Source organism: Streptomyces sp. NPDC051364 (assembly GCF_040682115.1).
Taxonomy (GTDB): domain Bacteria; phylum Actinomycetota; class Actinomycetes; order Streptomycetales; family Streptomycetaceae; genus Streptomyces.
The window spans coordinates 15,772-38,591 of sequence record NZ_JBFBAH010000006.1 but is presented as its reverse complement, the minus strand read 5'-3'; the positions used below and the strand labels follow the sequence as shown (position 1 = coordinate 38,591).

At 71.9% G+C, this 22,820-nt stretch carries 23 protein-coding genes and 1 pseudogene; 12 read left to right on the top strand and 12 right to left on the bottom strand.

Features of this window, described 5'->3' with window-relative positions; all coding sequences use genetic code 11:
* Positions 1-27: 27 nt before the first annotated feature.
* Positions 28-834: a purine-nucleoside phosphorylase gene (locus AB0M76_RS14745; RefSeq protein WP_365953234.1), complete on the bottom strand. Its 807-nt coding sequence runs from the start codon at positions 832-834 to the stop codon at positions 28-30.
* A 143-nt stretch (positions 835-977) separates the two neighbouring features.
* Positions 978-1,415 (bottom strand): gamma-glutamylcyclotransferase, encoded by a 438-nt coding sequence (locus AB0M76_RS14740; RefSeq protein ID WP_053786320.1) that lies wholly within the window; start codon positions 1,413-1,415, stop codon positions 978-980.
* 221 nt (positions 1,416-1,636) lie between these two features.
* On the opposite strand from AB0M76_RS14740, the gene AB0M76_RS14735 reads away from it, so the two are divergent.
* Positions 1,637-3,076: an NAD(P)H-quinone dehydrogenase gene (locus tag AB0M76_RS14735; RefSeq protein WP_365953233.1), complete on the top strand. Its 1,440-nt coding sequence runs from the start codon at positions 1,637-1,639 to the stop codon at positions 3,074-3,076.
* 175 nt (positions 3,077-3,251) lie between these two features.
* Positions 3,252-4,202 carry a DeoR/GlpR family DNA-binding transcription regulator gene (locus tag AB0M76_RS14730; protein ID WP_266664432.1) on the top strand — a complete coding sequence of 317 codons (951 nt, stop codon included), beginning with the start codon at positions 3,252-3,254 and terminating at the stop codon, positions 4,200-4,202.
* 192 nt (positions 4,203-4,394) lie between these two features.
* Here AB0M76_RS14730 and AB0M76_RS14725 read toward each other — a convergent pair whose 3' ends face one another.
* Positions 4,395-6,158 (bottom strand): biotin carboxylase N-terminal domain-containing protein, encoded by a 1,764-nt coding sequence (locus tag AB0M76_RS14725; RefSeq protein WP_365953232.1) that lies wholly within the window; start codon positions 6,156-6,158, stop codon positions 4,395-4,397.
* 387 nt (positions 6,159-6,545) lie between these two features.
* Between AB0M76_RS14725 and AB0M76_RS14720 the strand changes: the two genes are divergently transcribed.
* Positions 6,546-7,061, top strand: a complete 516-nt coding sequence (locus AB0M76_RS14720; protein WP_365953231.1) for a hypothetical protein — start codon at positions 6,546-6,548, stop codon at positions 7,059-7,061.
* Here AB0M76_RS14720 and AB0M76_RS14715 read toward each other — a convergent pair.
* From AB0M76_RS14715 to AB0M76_RS14700, 4 genes are all read right to left on the bottom strand, one after another.
* Entirely contained in the window at positions 7,042-7,659 is a 618-nt protein-coding gene (locus AB0M76_RS14715; RefSeq protein ID WP_365953230.1) for a nucleoside triphosphate pyrophosphatase, read from the bottom strand. The genes AB0M76_RS14720 and AB0M76_RS14715 overlap by 20 nt on opposite strands.
* A 64-nt stretch (positions 7,660-7,723) precedes the next feature.
* On the bottom strand, positions 7,724-7,855 hold the full coding sequence (locus AB0M76_RS14710) for a hypothetical protein (RefSeq protein ID WP_365953229.1): 132 nt from the start codon (positions 7,853-7,855) through the stop codon (positions 7,724-7,726).
* Positions 7,856-7,965: 110 nt separating this feature from the next.
* Entirely contained in the window at positions 7,966-8,175 is a 210-nt protein-coding gene (locus AB0M76_RS14705; RefSeq protein WP_365953228.1) for an acyl-CoA carboxylase epsilon subunit, read from the bottom strand.
* A gap of 19 nt (positions 8,176-8,194) precedes the next feature.
* Positions 8,195-9,790, bottom strand: a complete 1,596-nt coding sequence (locus AB0M76_RS14700) for an acyl-CoA carboxylase subunit beta (RefSeq protein ID WP_053786314.1) — start codon at positions 9,788-9,790, stop codon at positions 8,195-8,197.
* A 131-nt stretch (positions 9,791-9,921) separates the two neighbouring features.
* On the opposite strand from AB0M76_RS14700, the gene AB0M76_RS14695 reads away from it, so the two are divergent.
* The 3 genes from AB0M76_RS14695 to AB0M76_RS14685 all read left to right on the top strand — a co-directional run bounded on the left by AB0M76_RS14695 (position 9,922) and on the right by AB0M76_RS14685 (position 12,939).
* Entirely contained in the window at positions 9,922-10,800 is an 879-nt protein-coding gene (locus tag AB0M76_RS14695) for a biotin--[acetyl-CoA-carboxylase] ligase (protein ID WP_365953227.1), read from the top strand.
* 223 nt (positions 10,801-11,023) lie between these two features.
* Complete coding sequence (locus AB0M76_RS14690; RefSeq protein WP_266633280.1) at positions 11,024-12,115, top strand: adenylate/guanylate cyclase domain-containing protein; 1,092 nt, start codon at positions 11,024-11,026, stop codon at positions 12,113-12,115.
* 26 nt (positions 12,116-12,141) lie between these two features.
* Positions 12,142-12,939: an enoyl-CoA hydratase-related protein gene (locus tag AB0M76_RS14685; RefSeq protein ID WP_328620468.1), complete on the top strand. Its 798-nt coding sequence runs from the start codon at positions 12,142-12,144 to the stop codon at positions 12,937-12,939.
* Positions 12,940-12,990: 51 nt separating this feature from the next.
* Here the strand turns inward: AB0M76_RS14685 and AB0M76_RS14680 are convergent, their stop codons facing one another.
* Positions 12,991-13,254: a hypothetical protein gene (locus AB0M76_RS14680; protein ID WP_365953226.1), complete on the bottom strand. Its 264-nt coding sequence runs from the start codon at positions 13,252-13,254 to the stop codon at positions 12,991-12,993.
* Positions 13,255-13,486: 232 nt separating this feature from the next.
* Between AB0M76_RS14680 and AB0M76_RS14675 the strand changes: the two genes are divergently transcribed.
* A complete protein-coding gene (locus AB0M76_RS14675) occupies positions 13,487-14,602 on the top strand; it encodes a GGDEF domain-containing protein (RefSeq protein WP_365953225.1) in 1,116 nt (371 codons plus the stop codon).
* A gap of 105 nt (positions 14,603-14,707) precedes the next feature.
* Positions 14,708-16,249 carry a histidine ammonia-lyase gene (gene hutH / locus AB0M76_RS14670; RefSeq protein WP_365953543.1) on the top strand — a complete coding sequence of 514 codons (1,542 nt, stop codon included), beginning with the start codon at positions 14,708-14,710 and terminating at the stop codon, positions 16,247-16,249.
* A gap of 77 nt (positions 16,250-16,326) precedes the next feature.
* Here the strand turns inward: hutH and AB0M76_RS14665 are convergent, their stop codons facing one another.
* Entirely contained in the window at positions 16,327-16,677 is a 351-nt protein-coding gene (locus AB0M76_RS14665) for a hypothetical protein (protein ID WP_266996702.1), read from the bottom strand.
* Positions 16,678-16,784: 107 nt separating this feature from the next.
* On the opposite strand from AB0M76_RS14665, the gene AB0M76_RS14660 reads away from it, so the two are divergent.
* From AB0M76_RS14660 to AB0M76_RS14650, 3 genes are all read left to right on the top strand, one after another.
* Entirely contained in the window at positions 16,785-17,129 is a 345-nt protein-coding gene (locus AB0M76_RS14660; protein WP_365953224.1) for a hypothetical protein, read from the top strand.
* A 147-nt stretch (positions 17,130-17,276) separates the two neighbouring features.
* Positions 17,277-18,548 (top strand): Ig-like domain-containing protein, encoded by a 1,272-nt coding sequence (locus AB0M76_RS14655; RefSeq protein WP_365953223.1) that lies wholly within the window; start codon positions 17,277-17,279, stop codon positions 18,546-18,548.
* A 128-nt stretch (positions 18,549-18,676) separates the two neighbouring features.
* Complete coding sequence (locus AB0M76_RS14650; protein WP_365953222.1) at positions 18,677-19,708, top strand: GNAT family N-acetyltransferase; 1,032 nt, start codon at positions 18,677-18,679, stop codon at positions 19,706-19,708.
* Here the strand turns inward: AB0M76_RS14650 and AB0M76_RS14645 are convergent.
* Entirely contained in the window at positions 19,698-20,681 is a 984-nt protein-coding gene (locus tag AB0M76_RS14645) for a helix-turn-helix transcriptional regulator (RefSeq protein WP_365953221.1), read from the bottom strand. The two genes, AB0M76_RS14650 and AB0M76_RS14645, sit on opposite strands and share 11 nt — an antisense overlap.
* Before the next feature lie 168 nt (positions 20,682-20,849).
* Here AB0M76_RS14645 and AB0M76_RS14640 point away from each other — a divergent pair, with 168 nt between their 5' ends.
* A complete protein-coding gene (locus tag AB0M76_RS14640; protein WP_365953220.1) occupies positions 20,850-21,896 on the top strand; it encodes an NAD(P)-dependent alcohol dehydrogenase in 1,047 nt (348 codons plus the stop codon).
* Here the strand turns inward: AB0M76_RS14640 and AB0M76_RS14635 are convergent.
* Together AB0M76_RS14635 and msrA are read right to left on the bottom strand one after the other, a co-directional pair.
* Positions 21,863-22,045 (bottom strand): annotated as a pseudogene (locus AB0M76_RS14635) (MerR family transcriptional regulator); the annotation flags it as partial. The gene AB0M76_RS14640 and the pseudogene AB0M76_RS14635 overlap by 34 nt on opposite strands.
* Before the next feature lie 100 nt (positions 22,046-22,145).
* Positions 22,146-22,811, bottom strand: a complete 666-nt coding sequence (gene msrA / locus AB0M76_RS14630; protein WP_365953219.1) for a peptide-methionine (S)-S-oxide reductase MsrA — start codon at positions 22,809-22,811, stop codon at positions 22,146-22,148.
* Between the last annotated feature and the right edge of the window lie 9 nt (positions 22,812-22,820).

Genomic DNA, 22,820 nt, shown 5'->3' with positions numbered 1-22,820 from the left:
GTTCTTTTCTCGTACGGTGCCGATGCCTCAGATGCGGGCGAGGACCTGGGTCAGCAGCTTGCCCATGCGCGAGGCCGAGTCACGGCCGGCCTGGAGCACCTCTTCGTGGTTCAGCGGCTCGCCGGAGAGGCCCGCCGCCAGGTTGGTGACCAGGGAGATGCCGAGCACCTCGGCGCCGGCCTCGCGGGCGGCGATCGCCTCGAGGACCGTGGACATGCCGACCAGGTCGGCGCCCATGACGCGGATCATGTTGATCTCGGCCGGGGTCTCGTAGTGCGGGCCGGGGAACTGGACGTAGACGCCCTCTTCGAGGGTCTCGTCGATCTCCTTGCACATCGCGCGCAGGCGCGGCGAGTACAGGTCGGTCAGGTCCACGAAGTTCGCGCCGACGATCGGCGAGGCGGCCGTCAGGTTGAGGTGGTCGCTGATCAGGACGGGCTGGCCGGGCTTCATGCCCTCGCGCAGACCGCCGCAGCCGTTGGTCAGGACGATGGTCTTGCAGCCGGCGGCGACGGCGGTGCGCACCCCGTGGGCGACGGCGGCGACGCCGCGGCCCTCGTAGTAGTGGGTCCGGCCGAGGAAGAGCAGCGCACGCTTGTCGCCGATCTTGTACGAGCGGATCTTGCCGCCGTGGCCCTCGACCGCGGGCGGCGGGAAGCCGGGCAGCTCGGTGACGGGGAACTCGGCCTCGGGCGCGCCCAGCGCCTCTGCGGCGGGGGCCCAGCCGGAGCCCATGACGAGGGCGACATCGTGGGTTTCGGCGCCGGTCAGCTCACGCAGGCGGGCGGCTGCGGCGGTGGCGTCGGCGAAGGGGTCGGTAACAGATGCGTTCACGCAGACGAGCGTAGCCGAGCATTGCCTACGCGCGTAGATGGCGCAGCTCACGGTGTTCGGATCGTTGTCTTGTCGTTTCCACCGAATCGACCGCTGTCCGACGCATCGCCGGCGCAGCTCGGGAGCTCGCGCGCCGAGGGGCCTCAGCAGGGGCGCTTGCGCAGTTCCATCACGTAGTCGTGCGGCGCACCCGCCGATTCGGCCGCGTCGGCGATCTCACCGAGGTACCGCGCCGAGGGCAGGCCGCCCTCGTAGCCGTTCAGTACGTAGCACCACGCCGCCTCCTCGCCGTCCAGCGTGTGGACGCGGATCCGCATCCGGCGGTAGATGTCGAGCCCGACGCCCTCCCACCGGTCCATGGAGTCCTCGTCCAGCGGCGCGATGTCGTACAGAGCGACGAACACCTGGTGCCGCGGGGCCTCGACGATCGTGGCGAGGGCGCCCTCCCACCCCATCTGCTCACCGCCGAAGGTCAGCCGCCAGTCGTTGATCCAGCCCGTGCCGCGCAGCGGCGAATGCGGAGCGCGGCGCGTCATCAGCCGCGGGTCGAGGTTGCCGGCGTACGCGGCGTAGAGCGACATGAGGTCGAGGGTACGGGAGGGGCGGGGATGGCCGCGTGCCCGGATGGTGCCCGGACCGCGCCTGGGGGTCCCCCCGGACGTAGTCTGGGGGAGGCCGGACCCTGGGAGAAGCACCTTGAAGCGTGCGGGACAATGGGGCACGGAATGCATCCCCCGGGGAGACCCCCCGGAAGCCCCGGCCGGGGCGGCAGCCGGCCGGGTAGACGTGAGGCGGAGTTTTCGTGACCCGGATCGTGATCATCGGCGGCGGACCCGGCGGGTATGAGGCGGCCCTCGTGGGGGCCCAGCTCGGCGCGGAGGTGACCGTCGTCGACTGCGACGGTCTGGGTGGCGCGTCGGTGCTGACCGACTGCGTGCCCTCCAAGACTCTCATCGCGACCGCCGAGGTCATGACGACCTTCGACTCGTCGTACGAGGAGCTGGGCATCGTCGTCGCCGACGACACCCCGCACATCGAGCAGGCCGCGCGCGTCGTCGGCGTCGACCTCGGCAAGGTGAACCGGCGCGTCAAGCGACTCGCGCTCGCCCAGTCGCACGACATCACCGCCTCCGTCACCCGGGCCGGCGCCCGCGTCGTACGGGGCCGCGGCAAGCTCGGCGGCCCGCAGGGCATCGACGGCACGCGCGACGTCATCGTCACCGCCGCCGACGGCACCGAGACGATCCTGACGGCCGACGCCGTGCTGATCGCGACCGGCGGCCACCCCCGCGAGATCCTGGACGCGATGCCCGACGGCGAGCGGATCCTGAACTGGACCCAGGTCTACGACCTGGACGAGCTCCCCGAGGAGCTCATCGTGGTCGGCTCGGGTGTCACCGGCGCCGAGTTCGCCGGCGCGTACCAGGCCCTCGGCTCCCGGGTGACCCTGGTCTCCTCCCGCGACCGGGTGCTGCCCGGCGAGGACCCGGATGCGGCCGCCGTCCTCGAGGACGTCTTCCGCCGCCGCGGCATGAACGTCATCGGCCGCTCCCGCGCCGAGTCCGCCAAGCGCGTCGGCGACCGGGTCGAGGTCACCCTCGCCGACGGCCGGGTCATCACCGGCACGCACTGCCTGATGGCGGTCGGTGCCGTGCCGAACACGGCGAACATGAACCTGGAGGAGTCCGGGGTGCGGCTCAAGGACTCCGGGCACATCTGGACCGACAAGGTCTCCCGTACGTCCGCGCCCGGCGTGTACGCGGCCGGCGACGTGACCGGCATCTTCGCGCTGGCCTCCGTCGCCGCCATGCAGGGCCGCATCGCGATGTACCACTTCCTCGGCGACGCCGTGGCCCCGCTGAACCTCAAGACGGTCTCCTCGAACGTCTTCACCGACCCTGAGATCGCCACCGTCGGCTACACCCAGGCCGACGTCGACGCCGGCAAGATCGACGCCCGCGTGGTGAAGCTCCCGCTGCTGCGCAACCCGCGCGCCAAGATGCAGGGCATCCGGGACGGCTTCGTGAAGCTGTTCTGCCGCCCCGGCACCGGGATCGTCGTGGGCGGTGTGGTCGTGTCGCCGCGCGCGAGCGAGCTCATTCACCCGATCTCGATCGCCGTCGACAACAACCTGACCGTCGAGCAGATCGCAAAAGCGTTCACGGTGTACCCCTCGCTGTCGGGATCGATCGCCGAGGTGGCGCGCCAGCTGCACACGCGGAAGGCCGCCGGCGAGGCGTGAGAAAGGCAACCGCCCCACGTCGCAAGGGGACTTGGGGCGGGCCGCCGGGGAGTGAAGAGACGTTCACTCGGCCGACCGGACGCGTATACCACTAGTCGCCCTGTTTTATGGACAACTTCGGTATTCCGGCGCAAGGAGCTGAAACAAGACGGTCGTTGGGGTTACTGTCAGTTTCGTGTTCGCTGCAGAACGTCGCCAATTGATTCTCGAAATGGTGCGGGCCAACGGAGCGGTATCGCTCCGGGAGCTCGCCCGCGTCGTCCAGACCTCCGAAGTGACCGTACGGCGGGACGTGCGGGCGCTGGAGGCAGAAGGACTCCTCGACCGCCGACACGGCGGTGCGGTTTTGCCGGGCGGTTTCACGCGGGAGTCCGGCTTTCCGCAAAAGTCACATCTCGCGACGGCGGAAAAGACCGCCATTGCCGACGTAGCGGCCGGCCTTGTCGAAGAAGGCGAGGCCGTCGTCGTCGGCGCGGGCACCACGACCCAGGAGCTGGCCCGTCGGCTCGCCCGGGTGCCCGGACTGACCGTCGTCACCAACTCGCTGCTGGTCGCGCAGGCCCTGGCCCACGCGAACCGGGTGGAGGTGGTCATGACCGGCGGGACCCTGCGGGGCTCGAACTACGCGCTGGTCGGCAGCGGTGCCGAGCAGTCCCTCCAGGGGCTGCGGGTGTCGCGGGCCTTCCTTTCCGGGAGCGGCCTGACCGCCGAGCGCGGGCTGTCCACGTCCAACATGCTCAGTGCGAGCGTGGACCGGGCGCTGGTGCAGGCCGCGGCGGAAGTGGTGGTGCTGGCCGACCACACGAAGCTCGGGACCGACACCATGTTCCAGACCGTGCCGACGGACGTGATGACCCGTCTGGTCACGGACGAGCCGCCGCCGCACGACGACCGGGCGGCGACGGAGCTGCAGGCGCTCGCCGACCAGGGAGTGCAGATCACCGTGGCCGGGGCCGTTGCCTCCGGCGGTGAGGGGATGGTGGGCCGGCGCCCGCGCAGGGAGTCCCCGCTGCCGGTGCAGAGGCGTGGTGGACCGTCGGCCCAGCTGCGCAGCGCGCCTGCCTCGCTGCTCGAGCAGCAGGCCGCCGGGGACCGGCCCCGCGTCGCGGACATGCGGCGTCGCTAGCCGCGGTCCGGGCTGGTTGGTGCGGCACCGCTGCTGGGGCTCCGCCCCGGACCCCGCGCCTCAAACGCCGGCGAGGCTGGATCTTGCCGACGTTTGAGGCGCGGGGGTTCCGAGGGCCGGACCCCGGCAGCGGCCGCACATGAAAAAACGGGGTCCCCGGGGCGGTGGCCCCGGGAACCCCGGTCAGGGACGTCAGTCCTTGATCTCGCAGATGGTGGCGCCGGAGGTGAGGCTGGCGCCGACCTCGGCCGTCAGGCCGACGATCGTCCCGGAGCGGTGCGCATTCAGCGGCTGCTCCATCTTCATGGCCTCGAGCACGACGACCAGGTCGCCCTCGTTGACCTGCTGGCCCTCCTCGACCGCGACCTTGACGATCGTGCCCTGCATCGGGGACGCGAGGGTGTCGCCGGAGGCCGCCGGGCCGGACTTCTTGGCGGCGCGGCGCTTCGGCTTGGCACCGCCGGCAGCGGCCGTGCGCGCCAGGGTCATGCCCAGCGAGGACGGCAGCGAGACCTCGAGGCGCTTGCCGCCGACCTCGACGACCACCGTCTCGCGGCCCGGCTCGTCCTCGGCGTCGTCCGCCGCGGGGACCACGAACGCCGGGATCTCGTTGACGAACTCGGTCTCGATCCAGCGGGTGAAGACCGTGAACGGGGTGCCGTCCGTCGGAGCGAAGGCGGGGTCCGCGACGACCGCGCGGTGGAACGGGATGGCCGTGGCCATGCCCTCGATCTCGAACTCGGCCAGGGCGCGGGCGGCACGCTGGAGCGCCTGCTCGCGGGTGGCGCCGGTGACGATCAGCTTGGCCAGCAGGGAGTCCCAGGCCGGGCCGATGACCGAGCCGGACTCGACGCCCGCGTCCAGGCGGACACCGGGGCCCGACGGGGCGGCGAACTTCGTGACCGTGCCCGGGGCCGGCAGGAAGCCGCGGCCCGGGTCCTCGCCGTTGATGCGGAACTCGAACGAGTGGCCGCGCAGCACCGGGTCGCCGTAGCCGAGCTCCTCGCCGTCGGCGATGCGGAACATCTCGCGCACCAGGTCGATGCCGGTGACCTCTTCGGTGACCGGGTGCTCGACCTGCAGACGGGTGTTGACCTCCAGGAAGGAGATCAGACCGTCGGCGGAAACCAGGAACTCGACGGTGCCGGCGCCGACGTAGCCGGCTTCCTTCAGGATCGCCTTGGACGCGGCGTACAGCTCCGCGTTCTGGGCCTCGGAGAGGAACGGCGCGGGAGCCTCCTCCACCAGCTTCTGGTGGCGGCGCTGCAGCGAGCAGTCACGCGTGGAGACGACGACCACGTTGCCGTGGCTGTCGGCCAGGCACTGGGTCTCGACGTGCCGCGGCTTGTCGAGGTAGCGCTCGACGAAGCACTCGCCGCGGCCGAAGGCGGCGACGGCCTCGCGGACGGCGGAGTCGTAGAGCTCCGGCACCTCTTCGAGGTTGCGGGCGACCTTCAGACCGCGACCGCCGCCGCCGAAGGCGGCCTTGATCGCGATCGGCAGGCCGTGCTCCTTGGCGAACTCCACGACCTCGTCGGCACCCGAGACCGGGTCCGGCGTACCGGCGACCAGCGGGGCGCCGGCGCGCTGCGCGATGTGCCGGGCGGCGACCTTGTCGCCGAGGTCGCGGATGGCCTGCGGCGGCGGGCCGATCCAGGTCAGGCCGGCGTCGAGCACGGCCTGCGCGAAGTCGGCGTTCTCGGAGAGGAAGCCGTATCCGGGATGGATGGCGTCCGCGCCGGAATCGGCTGCGGCCTGCAGGACCTTGGAGATGTCCAAGTAGCTGGCGGCCGGGGTGTCACCGCCCAACGCGAAAGCTTCGTCGGCCGCGCGGACATGCAGAGCGTCCCGGTCCGGATCGGCGTAGACGGCTACGCTTGCGATTCCGGCATCCCGGCAGGCCCGAGCAACGCGGACAGCGATTTCGCCACGGTTGGCGATGAGCACCTTGCGCACGATGGCTCCCTCCTTGAAACAAGCTGAGTTTAGGGACAGCCCACACGGCGTTTCGACCCTTCCCCGGTGGTGACCTTGCCCACACGCAGTGTGATTCGAGTCCACCTCCAAGGAGGAAAGCCCTTGTGGCGCCCCAGGTCAGGGGGATCCCCAACTGCACAGTAACCCCGTCATGTATCCAAGGTCTCTGTCCGCCGGGTCAGCGGCCCCATGTGATTCTTTGTCGAGTCCCTACGAACGGCCCACACATTCTTTGCGTGTCCGCGGTCCGGAGGCCCTTCACGTAACGAAGCTGCCCGGACCCCTTGTCCGTACGTTTACCCGTTAGTAGCCTCCAGGCGTCGAACAGGCTTGTGGCCGGGGACGTGTGGGGAGGGGTGGGTCGTCGTGGGCGTCGTGCTGCGCAGACTCGTGGCCGGGCTGGCCGCGATCGTGCTCGTCGCCGAGGCGGCGGTGCTCGTTCTCGTCCACTTCGTGCTCGGCCGGACCACCCACAACCAGTCGATGTCCATCGCGGGCATGGATCCGGATGTCATGTCCCTGGCGACGTACGGGATGGGGGCCGGCATCGGCGCGTTCCTGCTCCTGTGCGCCGTACTGCTCGCCGTGGCGGCCGTACGCGACCGGGCCCCCGGCACCTTCGCCCGCATCGTGCTCGTCACCGCCGCCGTCACCCACGGGCTGCTCGGCGCCCTCGCCGTCGGCCTGGTCGGCTGGGGCGCCTTCGCGGTGATGATGCTGATCCTCTGCCTGCTCGTCCTGACCCTGGTGCTCTACGCGGCCCCGGGCGGGGCCGGGACGCCCGCAGGAGGCATCCCGGGCGGTCCGGACGGCCAGGACGGGCGGGACGTCCAGGACACCCCGCCTCCGCCCTTCGGGGAGCTCAGGCCCACAAATCCGTGATGGACACGTCCAGTTCGGCCAGCAGGGAGCGCAGCAGCGGCATCGACAGCCCGATGACGTTCCCGGGGTCGCCGTCGATGCCCTCGATGAACGGCGCCGACAGCCCGTCCAGGGTGAACGCCCCGGCCACGTGCAGCGGCTCGCCGCTCGCCACGTACGCCGCCACCTCCGCGTCCGTCGGCTCGCCGAACCGGACCGTCGTGGACGCCGTCGCCGAGACCTGACGCCCGGTCGCCGTGTCGATCACGCAGTGCCCGGTGCGCAGTACGCCGGCCCGCCCGCGCATCGACTTCCAGCGGGCGGTGGCCTCCTCGGCGTCCGCCGGCTTGCCGAGCGCCTCGCCGTCCAGCTCCAGCACCGAGTCGCAGCCGATCACCAGGGCGCCCGCGGCCTCGTCCAGGGCCGCCACGACGCCCGCCTTGGCCTCGGCCAGCGCCAGCGCCAGCTCGGCCGGGGTCTCCGCGCCGAGCGCGTCCTCGTCGAAGTTGCTGACGATCACGTGCGGGGCCAGCCCGGCCTGCCGCAGCAGGTTGAGCCGGGCGGGTGAGGCGGAGGCGAGGACGAGGGCGTGGGCATTGGCCTGGGCAGCAGCAGTCATGCCGCCATCGTAGGGGCGGCAATCCGGCGCCCGGCACGCACCGGGACCCCCTGGAAGCCCACGCCTAGAAGCCCACGCCGAGCACGTACACGACCACCATCATCGCGAGGACGACCACCAGGGTCATCCGCCGGACCATCGCCTGCGCGTCGCGCATGTCCTTCGGCGGCTCGTTCTTCGGGTCTGACCAGAGCATGCCTCGATCCTGGCCCTGGAGACCGGAGCGGCGCCTGAGTACGCGTACTCAGGCGCCACGGTCCGTTCACGCCATCTTCACGAGCGGACGGCGACTGCGGGGGTGCCCGGCTAACCGGGCCAGTACGTACGGGCCCACGTGCGCGGCCCAGGCTGCGGCAGCGTCCGCCGCGCCACCCGGGCGGGCGCCGACCATTCGTCCGCCACCCGCGGCGCGCCCGACGGTGCCGAGGCCAGCACCGCCGCGCGCGCTTGGACCACCGCCAGTGCGGCGGCCAGCTCCTCGGGCGTCGGATTCCCCTTGACGACCTTGATCACCACAGGACTGCCTCCTAGCGTCCTAGAGGGGGATGTTGCCGTGCTTCTTCGGGGGCAGGGACTCGCGCTTGGTGCGCAGCTGGCGCAGCCCCTTGACCACGTGGGCCCGCGTCTCGGACGGCATGGTCACCGCATCGATGTAACCGCGCTCGGCGGCCGTGTACGGGTTCAGCAGCGCGTCCTCGTACTCGGTGATGAGCCGAGCCCGGGTCTCCTCGGCGTTGCCCGCCTCCTCCGCCTCGGCGATGGCGCGGCGGTGCAGGATGTTGACCGCGCCCTGCGCGCCCATGACGGCGATCTGGGCGGTCGGCCAGGCCAGGTTCAGGTCCGCGCCGAGGTGCTTGGAGCCCATGACGTCGTACGCGCCGCCGAACGCCTTGCGGGTGATGACGGTGATCAGGGGGACGGTGGCCTCGGCGTACGCGTAGATCAGCTTCGCGCCGCGCCGGATGATTCCGTTGTACTCCTGGTCCGTGCCCGGCAGGAAGCCCGGCACGTCCACGAACGTCAGCACCGGGATGTTGAAGGCGTCGCAGGTCCGTACGAAGCGGGCGGCCTTCTCGGAGGCGTTGATGTCCAGGCAGCCGGCGAACTGCATCGGCTGGTTGGCGACGATGCCCACCGGGTGTCCCTCGACCCGGCCGAAGCCGGTGAGGATGTTCGGCGCGAAGAGCGACTGGGTCTCCAGGAACTCCGCGTCGTCGAGCACGTGCTCGATCACGGTGTGCATGTCGTACGGCTGGTTCGCGCTGTCCGGGATGAGGACGTCGAGCTCGCGGTCGGCCTCGGTGACCTCGGTGTCCGCCTCCTCCGGGAAGGCGGGCGGCTCGGAGAGGTTGTTCGACGGCAGGTACGCCAGCAGGTTCTTGACGTACTCGATGGCGTCCTTCTCGTCCCCGGCCATGTGGTGGGCCACGCCCGAGGTGGAGTTGTGGGTACGGGCGCCGCCCAGCTCCTCGAAGCCCACGTCCTCGCCGGTGACCGTCTTGATGACGTCCGGGCCGGTGATGAACATGTGCGAGGTCTGGTCGACCATCACGGTGAAGTCGGTGATGGCGGGGGAGTACACGGCGCCGCCGGCGCAGGGCCCGACGATCAGGCTGATCTGCGGGATGACGCCGGAGGCGTGGACGTTGCGGCGGAAGATCTCGCCGTACATGCCCAGCGCGCTGACACCCTCCTGGATGCGGGCGCCGCCGGAGTCGTTGATGCCGACGAGCGGGCAGCCGGTCTTCAGCGCGAAGTCCATGACCTTCATGATCTTCTGGCCGTAGACCTCGCCGAGGGCCCCGCCGAAGACGGTGAAGTCCTGCGAGAACACGGCCACCGGGCGGCCGTCCACCGTGCCGTAGCCGGTGACGACGCCGTCGCCGTAGGGGCGGGTCTTCTCCAGCCCGAAGTTGGTCGACCGGTGCCGGGCGAACTCGTCGAGCTCGACGAAGGACCCCTCGTCCAGCAGCAGGGCGACCCGCTCACGTGCCGTCAGCTTCCCCTTGGCGTGCTGCTTCTCCACCGCGCGCGCTGACCCGGCGTGAGTGGCTTCGTCGATGCGGCGCTGCAGGTCCGCGATCTTGCCCGCGGTCGTGTGCATGTCGATCGGCTCTGAGGGTTGTGACATCGGGGTCGCGGCTCCCTGTGTGGTGTCAACTGCCTGGTCAATTGATTGACTACTGCTGGCTACTGGTGCGTAGCGTATCGGCGGGCATGGCGCTCGGCAGTGCGGCGTTTGACACACCTACTGTGGGTTGCATGACGCCATCAGATGCATCAGGAGGAGCTCCGTCCGGAGCCTCCGCCGGCCGCTGGTCGAGCCTCGACCGGCCGCCGCTGAACGCCGCCGTGCTGGAGCGGGCCCTCGTCGGGGACGGGGGGCTGTGGTCCTCGGTCGAGGTGGTCGCCGCCACCGGGTCCACCAACACCGATCTCGCGGCCCGGGCCGGGCAGCTGCCCGAGGGGGCCGTGCTCGTCGCCGAGGAGCAGACCGCCGGGCGCGGGCGGCTCGACCGGAGCTGGGTCGCGCCGGCCCGGTCCGGGCTGTTCTTCTCCGTCCTGCTCAAGCCGGGCGACTCCGTACCGCAGGAGCGGTGGGGGTGGCTGACCCTGCTGGCCGGGGTGGCCGCCGCGACCGGGGTGTCCCGGGCCGCCGGCGTGGACACGGCCCTCAAATGGCCCAACGACCTGCTGGTCACCGTGGAGGGGGAGGAGCGCAAGACCGGCGGCATCCTCGCCGAGCGGGTCAGCGACGGTGTCGTTCTCGGGATCGGGCTCAACGTCACCCTGACCGAGGACGAGCTGCCCGTACCGGAAGCCGGGTCGCTGATCCTCGCCAAGGCCGCCGTGACGGACCGGGAGCCCCTGCTGAAGGCCGTACTGCGGTCCCTGGAGCACTGGTACGGGGAGTGGCGGGCGGCGGGCGGCGACCCGGCCGCCAGCGGGCTCCAGGAGGCGTACGCGGCGGACTGCGTCACGCTCGGCCGGCACGTACGGGCGGACCTGCCCGGCGGCCGCACGCTCACCGGGACGGCCGAAGCGGTGGACGCGGACGGGCGGCTCGTCGTACGGACCGCCGAGGACCGGCACGAGACCGTGGGAGCCGGGGACGTGGTGCATCTGCGGTCGGTGCGGTAGCCCGGCCGCAGCCGCAGGGAGTGGGGAGTGAGCTACGGCACACCTGCCGTATGGTTTAGGCGATCCCGGTCCTCCCGGCGATCACCCGGTTCGGCAGGGCAGTGCGCACGGAATGGACAGGAGGCGGCCCTTGACCGTCGACGACTCTACGTCCGGCGCGTCCGCCCCCCGGCCCGGCGGCCCGGGGCCCACCGGCTCGGGGCCCACCGGTCCGGGCACGCCGATCGGGCGTGACCAGCACACTCCCCACCACGAGGTCGATCACACCGCACAGCCGACGGCGGACCCGCTCGCCATCCGGCTGGAGCAGCTGATCCTGGGTGCGGAGCGCCGGTACACCCCCTTCCAGGCGGCCCGCAGCGCCGGCGTGTCGATGGAGCTCGCCTCCCGCTTCTGGCGGGCCATGGGCTTCGCGGACATCGGCCAGGCCAGGGCCCTGACGGAGGCGGACGTACTGGCGCTGCGCCGCCTCGCCGGCCTCGTCGAGGCCGGGCTGCTGAGCGAGCCGATGGCCGTGCAGGTGGCGCGGTCCACCGGGCAGACCACCGCCCGGCTGGCGGAATGGCAGATCGATTCTTTCCTGGAGGGGCTCACGGAGCCGCCGGAGCCGGGGATGACCCGTACGGAGGTCACGTACCCGCTGGTCGAGCTGCTGCTGCCGGAGCTCGAGGAGTTCCTCGTCTACGTGTGGCGGCGCCAGCTGGCGGCGGCCACCGGGCGGGTCGTGCAGGTGGCGGACGACGAGGAGATGGTCGACCGGCGGCTTGCGGTGGGCTTCGCGGACCTGGTGGGCTTCACCCGGCTGACGCGGCGGCTGGAGGAGGAGGAGCTCGGCGAGCTCGTCGAGTCCTTCGAGACGACCTCGGCGGACCTGGTGGCCGCGCACGGCGGCCGGCTGATCAAGACGCTCGGTGACGAGGTGCTGTACTGCGCCGACGACGCGGCGACGGCGGCGGAGATCGCGCTGCGGCTGATCGAGACGATGGAAGCCGATGCCCAGATGCCGGAGCTGCGTGTCGGCATAGCGTTCGGGACGGTGACGACCCGGATGGGCGACGTGTTCGGGACCACCGTGAACCTGGCCTCGCGGCTGACGTCGATAGCGCCGAAGGACGCGGTGCTGGTCGACGGGGCGATGGCGGAGGAGCTGGGGCGGACGGGCGCGGCGCCGGTCTCGGAGAAGGAGGCCGAGGCCGAGGAGGGCGGCGGGGCGTACCGCTTCGCACTCCAGCCGATGTGGCAGCGGCCGGTGCGCGGGCTCGGGGTCGTGGAGCCCTGGTCGCTGACGCGGCGGAAGCCTAAGATCCCCGGGTAACGTTCGTTAACCGGGAGGGCCCTGTGGTGTCGGAGTCGCAGTCGGAGTTCGTATCGGTACGTCGGCATGGCGACGACGGGGTCGCGGAGCTGGTCCTGGACCGGCCGAAGGCGATGAACGCGGTGTCGACGGACATGGCGCGGGCCATCGGCGACGCCTGCGCGGCGCTCGCGGCGGACGCGTCGGTACGGGTGGTCGTGCTCTCGTCGGCGGCGGAGCGGGCGTTCTGCGTCGGGGCCGACCTCAAGGAGCGCAACTCCCTGTCGGACGCCGAGCTGGTGCAGCAGCGGCCGACCACGCGGGGCGCGTACGGGGGCGTATTGGAGCTGCCGATGCCGACGATCGCGGCGGTGCACGGCTTCGCGCTGGGCGGCGGCTTCGAGCTGGCGCTGGCGTGTGACGTGATCGTGGCCGACGAGACGGCGGTGGTCGGCCTGCCGGAGGTCTCCGTGGGCGTGATCCCGGGCGGCGGCGGCACGCAGCTGCTGCCGCGGCGCGTGGGTGCGGCGCGCGCGGCGGAGCTGATCTTCACGGCGCGGCGGGTGGAGGCGGCGGAGGCGCTGTCGCTGGGCCTGGTGGACTCGGTGGTCCCGGCGGGCACGGACCGGGACGAAGCCCTTGCCCTCGCGGCCCGGATGGCGGCGAACTCCCCGGTGGGCCTGCGGGCGGCGAAGCGGGCCCTGCGGCTGGGGCACGGGATGGACCTGACGGCCGGCCTGGAGATCGAGGACGCGGCCTGGCGGACGGTGGCCTTCTCGGGAGACCGCGCGGAGGGCGTGGCGGCGTTCAACGAAAAGCGCAAGCCGCAGTGGCCAGGGAAGTAGGGGCAGGGGCCGGGGCCGGGACCGGGGCAGGGACCGGCGGGCGGGTGCCGCTCACAGGCACTTGAGGGTGACCGGCAGCACCTCCGACGAGATGGCCCCCTGCCCGCCCTGCTTCGGAACCGAGAGCTGGACGGTCACCGTGGGGGCGGGGTCCTTGGGCCTCGTGCGCGCCGGGGCGGTCACACTGAATTCCTCGACGCGCGTGGAGAAGCCGGGGAAGCGCGTGGTCTTCTCGGTCCGCTTGCCTGTGCCGCTCGTCCATACGTACGTGACCGTCCCGCTGCCGCTGCCCTTGAGGGTGCCGTCGACGCGCACATGGGGGCGGCACGGCAGAAGGGTGCGGCGGCCGGGGTGTCGTCGAGGGACTGCCCCCGGGCGGCCTGTCGGGGCGTTCGTGCGTGCGTGGCCCCGTGCCCGGATGTCCGGTTCGATTTTATGCGCGGGGGTGTGTTCCGGCAGGTCGGGCGGCTCCCCCGGAGGTCCTGCCCCGTGCTCTGATGCTGCATCAAGCAGCACGAAATCGGATAAAACTCCCTAACCTGGGGTGATGGGAGTCGACGGGCGGCTGCGAGCCGTCGTGGGCCTGGCGCAGGCCATGGCCGCCACATGCGCGCCGCGCGACAGTGTGCGGGCGGCCGCCCGGGGGGCCCGCCTCGCGATGGACGGCTCGTTCGCCGCGATCTCCGCGTGGGAGCGCGAGCGGGGCCGGCTGCGGGTCCTCGTGAACGAGGGGGAGCTGCGGGCCGGGGAGGAGACGTTCCCCGAGGACGAGTCGTACCCCGTCCACGACTTCCCCGAGATCACCGAGTTCCTGCATGAGCGCTGGGTCGGCGGCAGCGGCCCGCACGCCTGGGTGGAGAGCGCCGGCGGCGGCCGCCCGGGGCGGCGCGGCGAGGCCCTGCGCCGGCGCGGCCGCGGCACCTGCGTCGTCGCGCCCGTCGTGCTCAGCGGGCGCGCCTGGGGTGAGCTGTACGTCGCCCGCGACGACGGCCTGCCCGACTTCGACGAGGACGACGCCGAGTTCGCGGCCGTCCTGGCCGCCGTGGTCGCGGCCGGGCTCGCGCAGAACGAGCGGCTCGAGGAGGCCCGGCGGCTCGCCTTCACCGATCCGCTGACCGGCCTGGCCAACCGCCGCGCCGTCGACATGCGGCTCGACGCGGCCCTGGAGGAGCACCGGCGCAGCGCCGCCGTGGTGAGTCTCGTCGTATGCGACCTGAACGGGCTCAAGAAAGTCAACGACACCCAGGGGCATGCCATGGGCGACCGGCTGCTGGAGCGGTTCGGGTCCGTGCTCAGCCTCTGCGGGGCCATGCTGCCCGGCGCGCTCGTCGCCCGGCTCGGCGGCGACGAGTTCTGCCTGGTGAGCGTCGGGCCCCCCGCCGACGAGGTGGTGCGGGTGACCGAGGAGCTGTGCCTGCGCGCCGCCGAGCTGGAGCTCGGGGAGGGTGTCGCGTGCGGGGTCGCGTCCACCGGGGACCCGATCGGGCTCGTGAAATCCTCCCGGCGGCTGTTCCGGCTGGCCGACGCCGCCCAGTACAAGGCCAAGGCCGCCCGCTCGTCGAAGCCCGTCGTCGCAGGCCGGGACACCGCCGTGGTCCGGCTGGCCGATGCCGCCCAGGACGAGGCGGCCGGTGAGCGCCGCCGCTTCCGCGGCCGGGCGTAGGCCGCGCGCAGGCCCGCGTAGGCCTTGTGGCGGAGGCGTAAGGGGCCCTCGTGAAACTTGCTAGTGACATGAAGCGATTCAGTCCGTAGGCTGCTGAATATGGATATGCACACTGTCGTGGTGGGGACGTCCGGGACCACCGCCGAGGACGTCATCGCCGTCGCCCGCGGCAACGCGCGGATCGAGCTGTCCGGCGAGGCGCTCGACGCCCTCGCCCGCGCCCGCGAGATCGTCGACGCCCTCGCCGCCAAGCCCGAACCCGTCTACGGGGTGTCCACCGGCTTCGGCGCCCTCGCCTCCCGGCACATCAGCCCCGAGCTGCGCGCCCAGCTCCAGCGCAACATCGTCCGCTCGCACGCCGCCGGCATGGGCCCGCGCGTCGAGCGGGAGGTCGTGCGCGCCCTGATGTTCCTGCGCCTGAAGACCGTCGCCTCCGGGCACACCGGCGTCCGGCCGTCCGTCGCGCAGACGATGGCCGACGTGCTCAACGCCGGCATCACGCCCGTCGTCCACGAGTACGGCTCGCTCGGCTGCTCCGGCGACCTCGCGCCGCTCTCGCACTGCGCGCTCACCCTGATGGGCGAAGGCGACGCCGAGGGTCCGGACGGGGTCGTGCGCCCCGCCGGGGAGCTGCTCGCCGCGGCCGGGATCCAGCCCGTCGTGCTGAAGGAGAAGGAGGGCCTCGCCCTCCTCAACGGCACCGACGGCATGCTCGGCATGCTGGTCATGGCCCTCGCCGACCTCGACAAGCTGTACAAGTCCGCCGACATCACCGCCGCGCTGACCCTCGAGGCGCTCCTCGGCACCGAGAAGGTGCTGGCGCCCGAGCTGCACGCCATCCGCCCGCACCCGGGCCAGGGTGCCTCCGCCGCGAACATGGCCGCCGTCCTGAACGGCTCCGGGCTCACCGGGCACTTCCAGGAGGAGTCCGCCCCCCGCGTGCAGGACGCCTACTCGGTGCGCTGCGCCCCGCAGGTCGCCGGCGCGGGCCGCGACACCATGGCGCACGCCGCCCGGGTCGCCTCGCGCGAGCTGGCCTCCTCGGTCGACAACCCGGTGGTGCTGCCCGACGGGCGTGTGGAGTCCAACGGCAACTTCCACGGCGCGCCGGTCGCGTACGTGCTGGACTTCCTGGCCATCGCGGCGGCCGACCTCGGCTCCATCGCCGAGCGCCGCACCGACCGGCTGCTCGACAAGAACCGCTCGCACGGCCTGCCGCCGTTCCTGGCGGACGACGCCGGTGTCGACTCCGGTCTGATGATCGCCCAGTACACGCAGGCCGCCCTGGTCAGCGAGATGAAGCGGCTGGCCGTGCCGGCCTCCGCCGACTCGATCCCGTCCTCCGCCATGCAGGAGGACCACGTCTCGATGGGCTGGTCGGCCGCGCGCAAGCTCCGTACCGCCGTCGACAACCTGACCCGCATCATCGCGATCGAGATGTACGCGGCCACCCGGGCCATCGAGCTGCGCCACGGGCTCACCCCGGCCCCGGCCAGCCGGGCGGCCATCGCGGCGGCTCGGGCGGCCGGTGTGGAGGGTCCCGGGCCGGATCGTTTCCTCGCCCCCGACCTGGCGGCTGCCGACGCGTTCGTCCGTACGGGCGGCCTCGTGGCCGCGGTGGAGCCGGTGACGGGTCCGCTCGCCTAGTCGTACCGCTGCCGCGAAGGGCCGGCCCCGGGAATCGTCTCCCGGGGCCGGCCCTTCGGTGTGTGCCCGTACGGGTCCTACGCGCGCGAGCGGTGTACGGAGAAGGTGACGAACCCGGCCCCGAGGCCCAGGCAGAGCGTGCCGCCCAGCAGGTACGGGGTGGTGTCGATCCCGCCGGTGTCGGCGAGCCCGAGGGACACCTGGCCGGCGGTCTGCGGGGAGGCGCCCGCGGGATCGGCCACGAGCGTCGTCACCGATCCGGGCCCGGGCGCGTTCGCGGACTCCGGCGCGGCGGAACCGGAATCGGACGCCGTGGAACCGGGCGCCGCGGACCCCGGTGCGGTGGCGTTGGCCGAGGGTACGAACCACAGGGCGGCGAGGAGGGTGGTCGCTCCGAGAGCGGTGAGCAGCGGTCGACGTGCGGACACGGTGCGATCCCCCTTGCGAAAGCAGCGAATTGGCCGTGTGCGGTGATGCTACGGACAAGGGCGGGTCGTGGGAAAGTCGGGGCTTCCTCGGGCTTAGTCTCCGTCGTATGAACCCTTCTGACACATCACGATACGTACGGCTTCGGGTGGATTTGGTACTGGAGGTGCCCGACCCCGAGGCGCTGACCGGAGCCGCGCTCGAGCACATCGAGGCCGACGAGTTCATGCCGGACGAGGAGCGCGGCCACGCGGAGTCGGCCGTACGGGAGGACGAGTCGGAGGCGCTCGCGTACCTCGTCGACCCCACTGACCTGGTCGCGGACATCCCCGGCGTGGAGCTGGCGCAGGCCTCCTGGAGCAGCGAGCCCGTCGAATACGACCCCGAGTCCATGGAGTGGGACCTGGGCGAGGAAGATGGGGAATTCGACGAAGAGACGACCGACAACGCCTGACCGTGTGGTTGCACACATTCAAACGGAATGTGGAACCGATCCGGGCCTTCAACGCGTTGACTGGTGCGAGGCAGGGGGCGTGTCTCCCTGCCTTGATCGGGGCACCACCCGGCGGCTGCCGGGGGAAGCTCGGGGGTTCAGGCAACGATGGAGTGGCGTGTGAGGACGGACAAGAAGCGGCGGAGAAGGTCCCTCGTGGCCATATCCGCCGTACTCGGTGGCGTGCTGGTGCTCTCGGCGTGCGGCGGTGGCGACGACAAGCCCAAGGGCGGCGGGGACGGGAGCAGCAAGTCCCAGTCGGACGTGGACGCGGCCGCGGCCAAGGACGCGTCCAAGGCCAAGATAACGATCACGCCCAAGGACGGCACGACCAACGTCGGCCTGAACGATGCGACCAACGTCGCCGTCGGTGACGGCACCCTCACGGCGGTCGAGCTGAAGACCTCCGAGGGCGGGGCCGTGCCCGGCAAGATAGCCGCCGACGGCAAGAGCTGGAAGCCGGACGCCGCGCTGAAGCGCTCCACGAAGTACGCCCTGTCGGCGACCGCCAAGGACGCCTCCGGCAAGGAGGCGCACGAGAACGCCTCCTTCACCACCGTCTCCCCGGAGAACAGCTTCGTCGGCTCGTTCATACCGGACGACGGCCAGACCGTCGGGGTGGGCATGCCGGTCTCGATCACCTTCAACAAGGCGATCAAGGACCAGAAGGCGGTCCAGGCGGCGATCACCGTCACCTCCAGCAGCGGCCAGGAGGTCGTCGGGCACTGGTTCAGCGCGCAGCGCCTGGACTTCCGCCCCGAGCAGTACTGGCAGGCCGGCTCCACCGTCACGCTGAAGCTGGCGCTGGACGGGGTGCAGGGCGCCCCCGGCGTCCAGGGCGTGCAGAACCGGACCGCCACCTTCAAGATCGGCCGCAGCCAGGTCGCCACGGTCGACGCGAAGACGAAGAAGATGACCGTCACCCGGGACGGCGCGGTCCTCAAGACCATCCCGATCTCGGCGGGCTCTCCGGAGAACCCGACGTACAACGGCCAGATGGTGATCTCCGAGAAGTTCAAGGAGACCCGGATGGACGGCTCGACCGTCGGCTTCAAGAACAGCGAGGGCAAGGGCGAGTACGACATCAAGGACGTCCCGCACGCGATGCGGCTGTCCCAGTCCGGCACGTTCATCCACGGCAACTACTGGGGATCGGACTCGATCTTCGGCAGCGTGAACACGAGCCACGGCTGCGTCGGTCTGAACGACGCCCAGGGTGCCAACGACCCGAACCAGCCCGCGGCCTGGTTCTACGACAACTCGCTGATCGGTGACGTCGTCACGGTGGTCAACTCCCCGGACAAGACCATCAAGCCGGACAACGGCCTCAACGGCTGGAACATGAGCTGGGCGGACTGGAAGGCCGGCGCGGCCTCCTGACCTCCTGACCTGCGGACCTCTGGTCCGGACCGAACCCGCGGATGGCGGGGAGCCCCTGACGGAGGCTCCCCGCCATCGGCTGTTTTTCCAGGGGCCAGGGGCCCGTTTCAGGGGCTAAGGTCCGGATCATGCCCCAGCCCCTTGCTCTCACCCAGCTGTCCGTGCCGCCGACCGACGCCGAGGTGGACGCCTGGGCGGCGGTCCTGACCGCTGCCCACGCCGCCGACCTGCCCGGCGTACCCGTACCGACCCGGGTGGAGATCGCGGGGCGGCTGCGCGTGGCGCCGACCACCGGCCGCTTCGCGCACTTCGCGGCGGACGAGGGCGTGGCGAGCCTGCTCCTGTTCACGGACGCCGGCAATGCGCACACCGCCTCGCTGGACGTGCTGACGGTACGCCCGCACGCGCGGCGGCGGGGGACCGGCACGGCCCTGTGGCACCGGGTCCGCGAGGAACTGCTGGCCCAGGGCCGCACCTCGGTCTCCACGATGGCCGACCTGGGCGGGGCGGGACAGGCGTTCGCCGAGTCGCTGGGCTTCGAGAACGTGCTGCCGCTCGGCTGGTACGTGCAGGACGTGCAGGACGTGCAGGACGTGCAGGGCGGGCACGACGGGCAGGGCGGGCAGGACGGGCACGACGTGGCGGCGGGGCCGGCGACTGCGGAGCCCGAACTCCCGGCGGGCTACGAGCTGGTGTGCTGGGAGGGCCTGGTCCCGGACGCGTGGGTGGCCGCGGCCGCCGTCGCCCACGGGTCGATGGAGGACGCGCCGACCGGGGACATGGACGAGCAGCCCCCGGCCTGGACCCCGGAGCGCCTGCACACGGTGCAACGGCTGGTCCTGGACCGCGGCGGCCGGATGCTCATGGCCGCGGCGATGACCCCCGCCGGCGAGGTGGCCGCGTACACGTCCCTGGTGCTCCCGGACCCGGCCGCCCTGCGCGCCCTCCAGTACGACACCGTGGTCGTCCCCGCCCACCGCGGCCGCGGTCTCGGGCGCACGGTCAAACTCCGCATGCTGAGGGAGGCCACGGCCCGTTTCCCCGCCCTCCGCGAGATCGCCACCTCGGTGGCGGACGAGAACACCCCGATGCGCGCGGTGAACGCCGCCCTGGGCTACCGCCGCGAACGCGCGGCGGGCATCTTCCAGATCAAGCTGTAGCCCCGTCCGCGTCCGCCGGGGCCGGGGCCGGGGCCGGGGCGGAGGAGGCCGAAGGGATCGCAGGGGCGGAAGAGGTGGACGGCGCGGACGGGGCGGACGGCGCGGACGGGGCGGACGGCGCGGACGGGGCCGACCACGAGGCCAGCAGCCGCAGGGCGTCCGCCGAGGGGGAGCCCGCAGCGGCATGGAAGGTCACCAGGAACTGCGCCGAGTCGTCCGGCAGCGCCAGGGTCTCGAAGGCCAGGTCCAGCTCACCCACCAGCGGGTGCCGCAGCCGCTTCACCCCGTGCGTCTTGTTGTCGGCCACCGTGTGCGCCGCCCACAGCCGCCGGAACTCCTCGTTCTTCACCGACAGCTCCCCGACCAGCGCGGACAGCTGCTCGTCCTCCAGGTGCTGGCCCGCGTACATGCGCAGGTTGCTCACCACCTCGCAGGCCCGGCATTCCCACTCCACGTACAGCTCGGCCGTCGCCGGGTCCAGGAACACCTGCCGTACGAGGTTCCGCTCCTGCGGCGGCAGCGCCCCGAAATCGCCGAACACCGCGGCCGCCAGCCGGTTCCAGCCGATCACGTCCTGACGCCGCCCCACCAGGTACGCGGGCACCCCCTCCATCGCGTCCAACAGCGTCCGCAGCTCCGGGCGGACGCGCTGCGCCCGGTGCTGCTTGCCGCGGTACCTGCGGGGCCGGGGGCTGGCCAGGTGGTTCAAGTGGGCCGTCTCCGTGCCGTCCAGGCGCAGGGCGCGGGCGATCGCGTCCAGCACCTCCGCCGACACGTTCTGCCCGTGCCCCTGCTCGAGCCGCGTGTAGTACGCCGCCGAGACGCCCGCCAGCTGCGCCAACTCCTCGCGGCGCAGCCCGGGCACGCGGCGGTGGCGCCCGTAGTCCGGCAGGCCCACGTCCGCGGGGCGCAGCCGCGCACGGCGGGAACGGAGGAACTCGCCCAGTTCGGCACGCTGATCAAGCTGGTCCATGACGCCAGTATCGCCGGGCGGCCCGCGCGGCGTGGTCCTGTTCCTGACCCCGCCAGGGGTAGGACCGCCAGTCCTAGGCAGGGCAGGGGTCTGGGTGTCGGCGGCCCGGTCCGCAATCGTTGCTTGCACCGCAGACCGTCCGCAGCAGCGTTCGAGGAGTCTTCACCCATGTCCGTCACCCAGGTCGCCGCCTACGCCGCTCCCGCCGCGAAGGCCCCGCTGGAGCGCACCACCGTCCCGCGCCGCCCCGTCGGCGAGCACGACGTCCTCATCGAGATCAAGTACGCCGGCATCTGCCACTCCGACATCCACCAGGTCCGCGACGGCTGGGGCGAGGGCATCTACCCCATGGTCCCGGGCCACGAGATCGCCGGTGTCGTCACCGAAGCCGGCCCGGGCGTCACGAAGTTCGCGGTCGGCGACCACGTCGGCGTCGGCTGCTTCGTCGACTCCTGCCGCGAGTGCGAGTACTGCCTGCGCGGGCAGGAGCAGTACTGCGCGCAGGGCATGACCGGCACATACAACGCCCGCGACAAGAAGGGCGACCCGACGTACGGCGGCTACTCCACGCACGTCGTCGTCGACGAGAACTACACCGTCCGCATCCCCGACGGCCTCGCCCTCGACGTCGCCGCCCCGCTGCTGTGCGCCGGGATCACCCTCTACTCCCCGCTCAAGCACTGGCAGGCGGGCCCGGGCAAGAAGGTCGCGATCGTCGGTCTCGGCGGCCTCGGCCACATGGGCGTGAAGATCGCCGCCGCGCTCGGCGCGGAGGTCACCGTCCTCTCCCAGTCCCTGCGCAAGCAGGACGACGGCCTGCGGCTCGGCGCCTCGCACTACTACGCCACGAGCGACGAGACCACCTTCGAGAAGCTGGCCGGCAGCTTCGACCTGGTCATCTCGACGGTCGCGGCACCGCTCGGCCTCGACGCGTACCTCGACCTGCTGAAGGTCGACGGGGCACTGGTCAACGTCGGCGCCCCGGAGGAGGCGGTCGAGCTGAACCTGTTCTCCGTCATCACCGGCCGCAAGACCCTCGCCGGCTCGATGATCGGCGGCATAGCCGAGACGCAGGAGATGCTGGACTTCTGCGCCGAGCACGGCCTCGGCTCGGAGATCGAACTGATCCGCGCCGAGCAGATCAACGAGGCGTACGAGCGCGTCCTGGCCAGCGACGTCCGCTACCGCTTCGTCATCGACGCGTCGACGATCTGACCGGCCTGCTCCAGCGCGGCGGCGAGCCGGTCCCGGGCGGCCGTCTGCACGGCGATCCGCGCCTCCAGGACCGCGAGCCGCTCCCGGGCCACCGCCAGTCCCCTCGGGGACGGCGGCCCGGCGGCCACGTCACCGTCCAGGCAGTTCAGGACGGTCACGCACCCGACATGGGACGGACCACCGACTCGGCGCCCGTCACACGCCCTCCACGCCCGGAGGCAGACCGGCCCGGGCCTCCCGGGAGGAGCGTCAGCCTTGGGCCCTGGCCACGCCGATCGGGCAGCTGACGCCCGTACCGCCGATGCCGCAGTAGCCGTCGGGGTTCTTGTCGAGGTACTGCTGGTGGTAGGGCTCTGCCGGCCAGAGGGGGCGGTCTGTCGCCGGGAGGACCGCCGTCGTGATCTCGCCGTAGCCCGAGGACGCCAGGACCTGCTGGTACGCGGCGCGGGAGGACTCGGCTTCGGCCTGCTGGGCCTCGGAGTGGGTGTAGATCGCCGAGCGGTACTGGGTGCCGACGTCGTTGCCCTGGCGGAAGCCCTGGGTCGGGTTGTGGGACTCCCAGAACAGCTTCAGGAGGGTGGCGTACGAGACCTGCGCCGGGTCGAAGACCACGCGGACGACCTCGGTGTGGCCGGTCTGCCCCGAGCACACCTCCTCGTACGTCGGGTTCTCGGTGAAGCCGCCCTGGTAGCCGGCCAGCGTGGTCCACACCCCCGGGGTCTGCCAGAACTTGCGCTCCGCGCCCCAGAAGCAGCCCAGGCCGAAGTCGGCCACCTGGAGGTGGGCGGGGTAGGGCCCCGCGAGGGGGTTGCCGAGCACGGTGTGCCGGTCCGGGAGTGAGAACTGCGGGGTCGCGCGGCCCCGGAGGGCCTCCTCGCGGGTGGGGAGCTCGGGCGTGCGGCGGTACGAGAACATGATTCCCTC

What these genes read in the sequence shown, in the direction of transcription:
- AB0M76_RS14740 (WP_053786320.1), bottom strand. Translation starts at nt 1,415, where the DNA reads ATGTCGCTCTACGCCGCGTACGCCGGCAACCTCGACCCGCGGCTGATG.
- AB0M76_RS14715 (WP_365953230.1), bottom strand. Translation starts at nt 7,659, where the DNA reads ATGACTGCTGCTGCCCAGGCCAATGCCCACGCCCTCGTCCTCGCCTCC.
- AB0M76_RS14710 (WP_365953229.1), bottom strand. Translation starts at nt 7,855, where the DNA reads ATGCTCTGGTCAGACCCGAAGAACGAGCCGCCGAAGGACATGCGCGAC.
- AB0M76_RS14700 (WP_053786314.1), bottom strand. Translation starts at nt 9,790, where the DNA reads ATGTCACAACCCTCAGAGCCGATCGACATGCACACGACCGCGGGCAAG.
- AB0M76_RS14695 (WP_365953227.1), top strand. Translation starts at nt 9,922, where the DNA reads ATGACGCCATCAGATGCATCAGGAGGAGCTCCGTCCGGAGCCTCCGCC.
- AB0M76_RS14675 (WP_365953225.1), top strand. Translation starts at nt 13,487, where the DNA reads ATGGGAGTCGACGGGCGGCTGCGAGCCGTCGTGGGCCTGGCGCAGGCC.
- hutH (WP_365953543.1), top strand. Translation starts at nt 14,708, where the DNA reads ATGCACACTGTCGTGGTGGGGACGTCCGGGACCACCGCCGAGGACGTC.
- AB0M76_RS14660 (WP_365953224.1), top strand. Translation starts at nt 16,785, where the DNA reads ATGAACCCTTCTGACACATCACGATACGTACGGCTTCGGGTGGATTTG.
- AB0M76_RS14655 (WP_365953223.1), top strand. Translation starts at nt 17,277, where the DNA reads ATGGAGTGGCGTGTGAGGACGGACAAGAAGCGGCGGAGAAGGTCCCTC.
- AB0M76_RS14650 (WP_365953222.1), top strand. Translation starts at nt 18,677, where the DNA reads ATGCCCCAGCCCCTTGCTCTCACCCAGCTGTCCGTGCCGCCGACCGAC.
- AB0M76_RS14645 (WP_365953221.1), bottom strand. Translation starts at nt 20,681, where the DNA reads ATGGACCAGCTTGATCAGCGTGCCGAACTGGGCGAGTTCCTCCGTTCC.
- AB0M76_RS14640 (WP_365953220.1), top strand. Translation starts at nt 20,850, where the DNA reads ATGTCCGTCACCCAGGTCGCCGCCTACGCCGCTCCCGCCGCGAAGGCC.
- msrA (WP_365953219.1), bottom strand. Translation starts at nt 22,811, where the DNA reads ATGTTCTCGTACCGCCGCACGCCCGAGCTCCCCACCCGCGAGGAGGCC.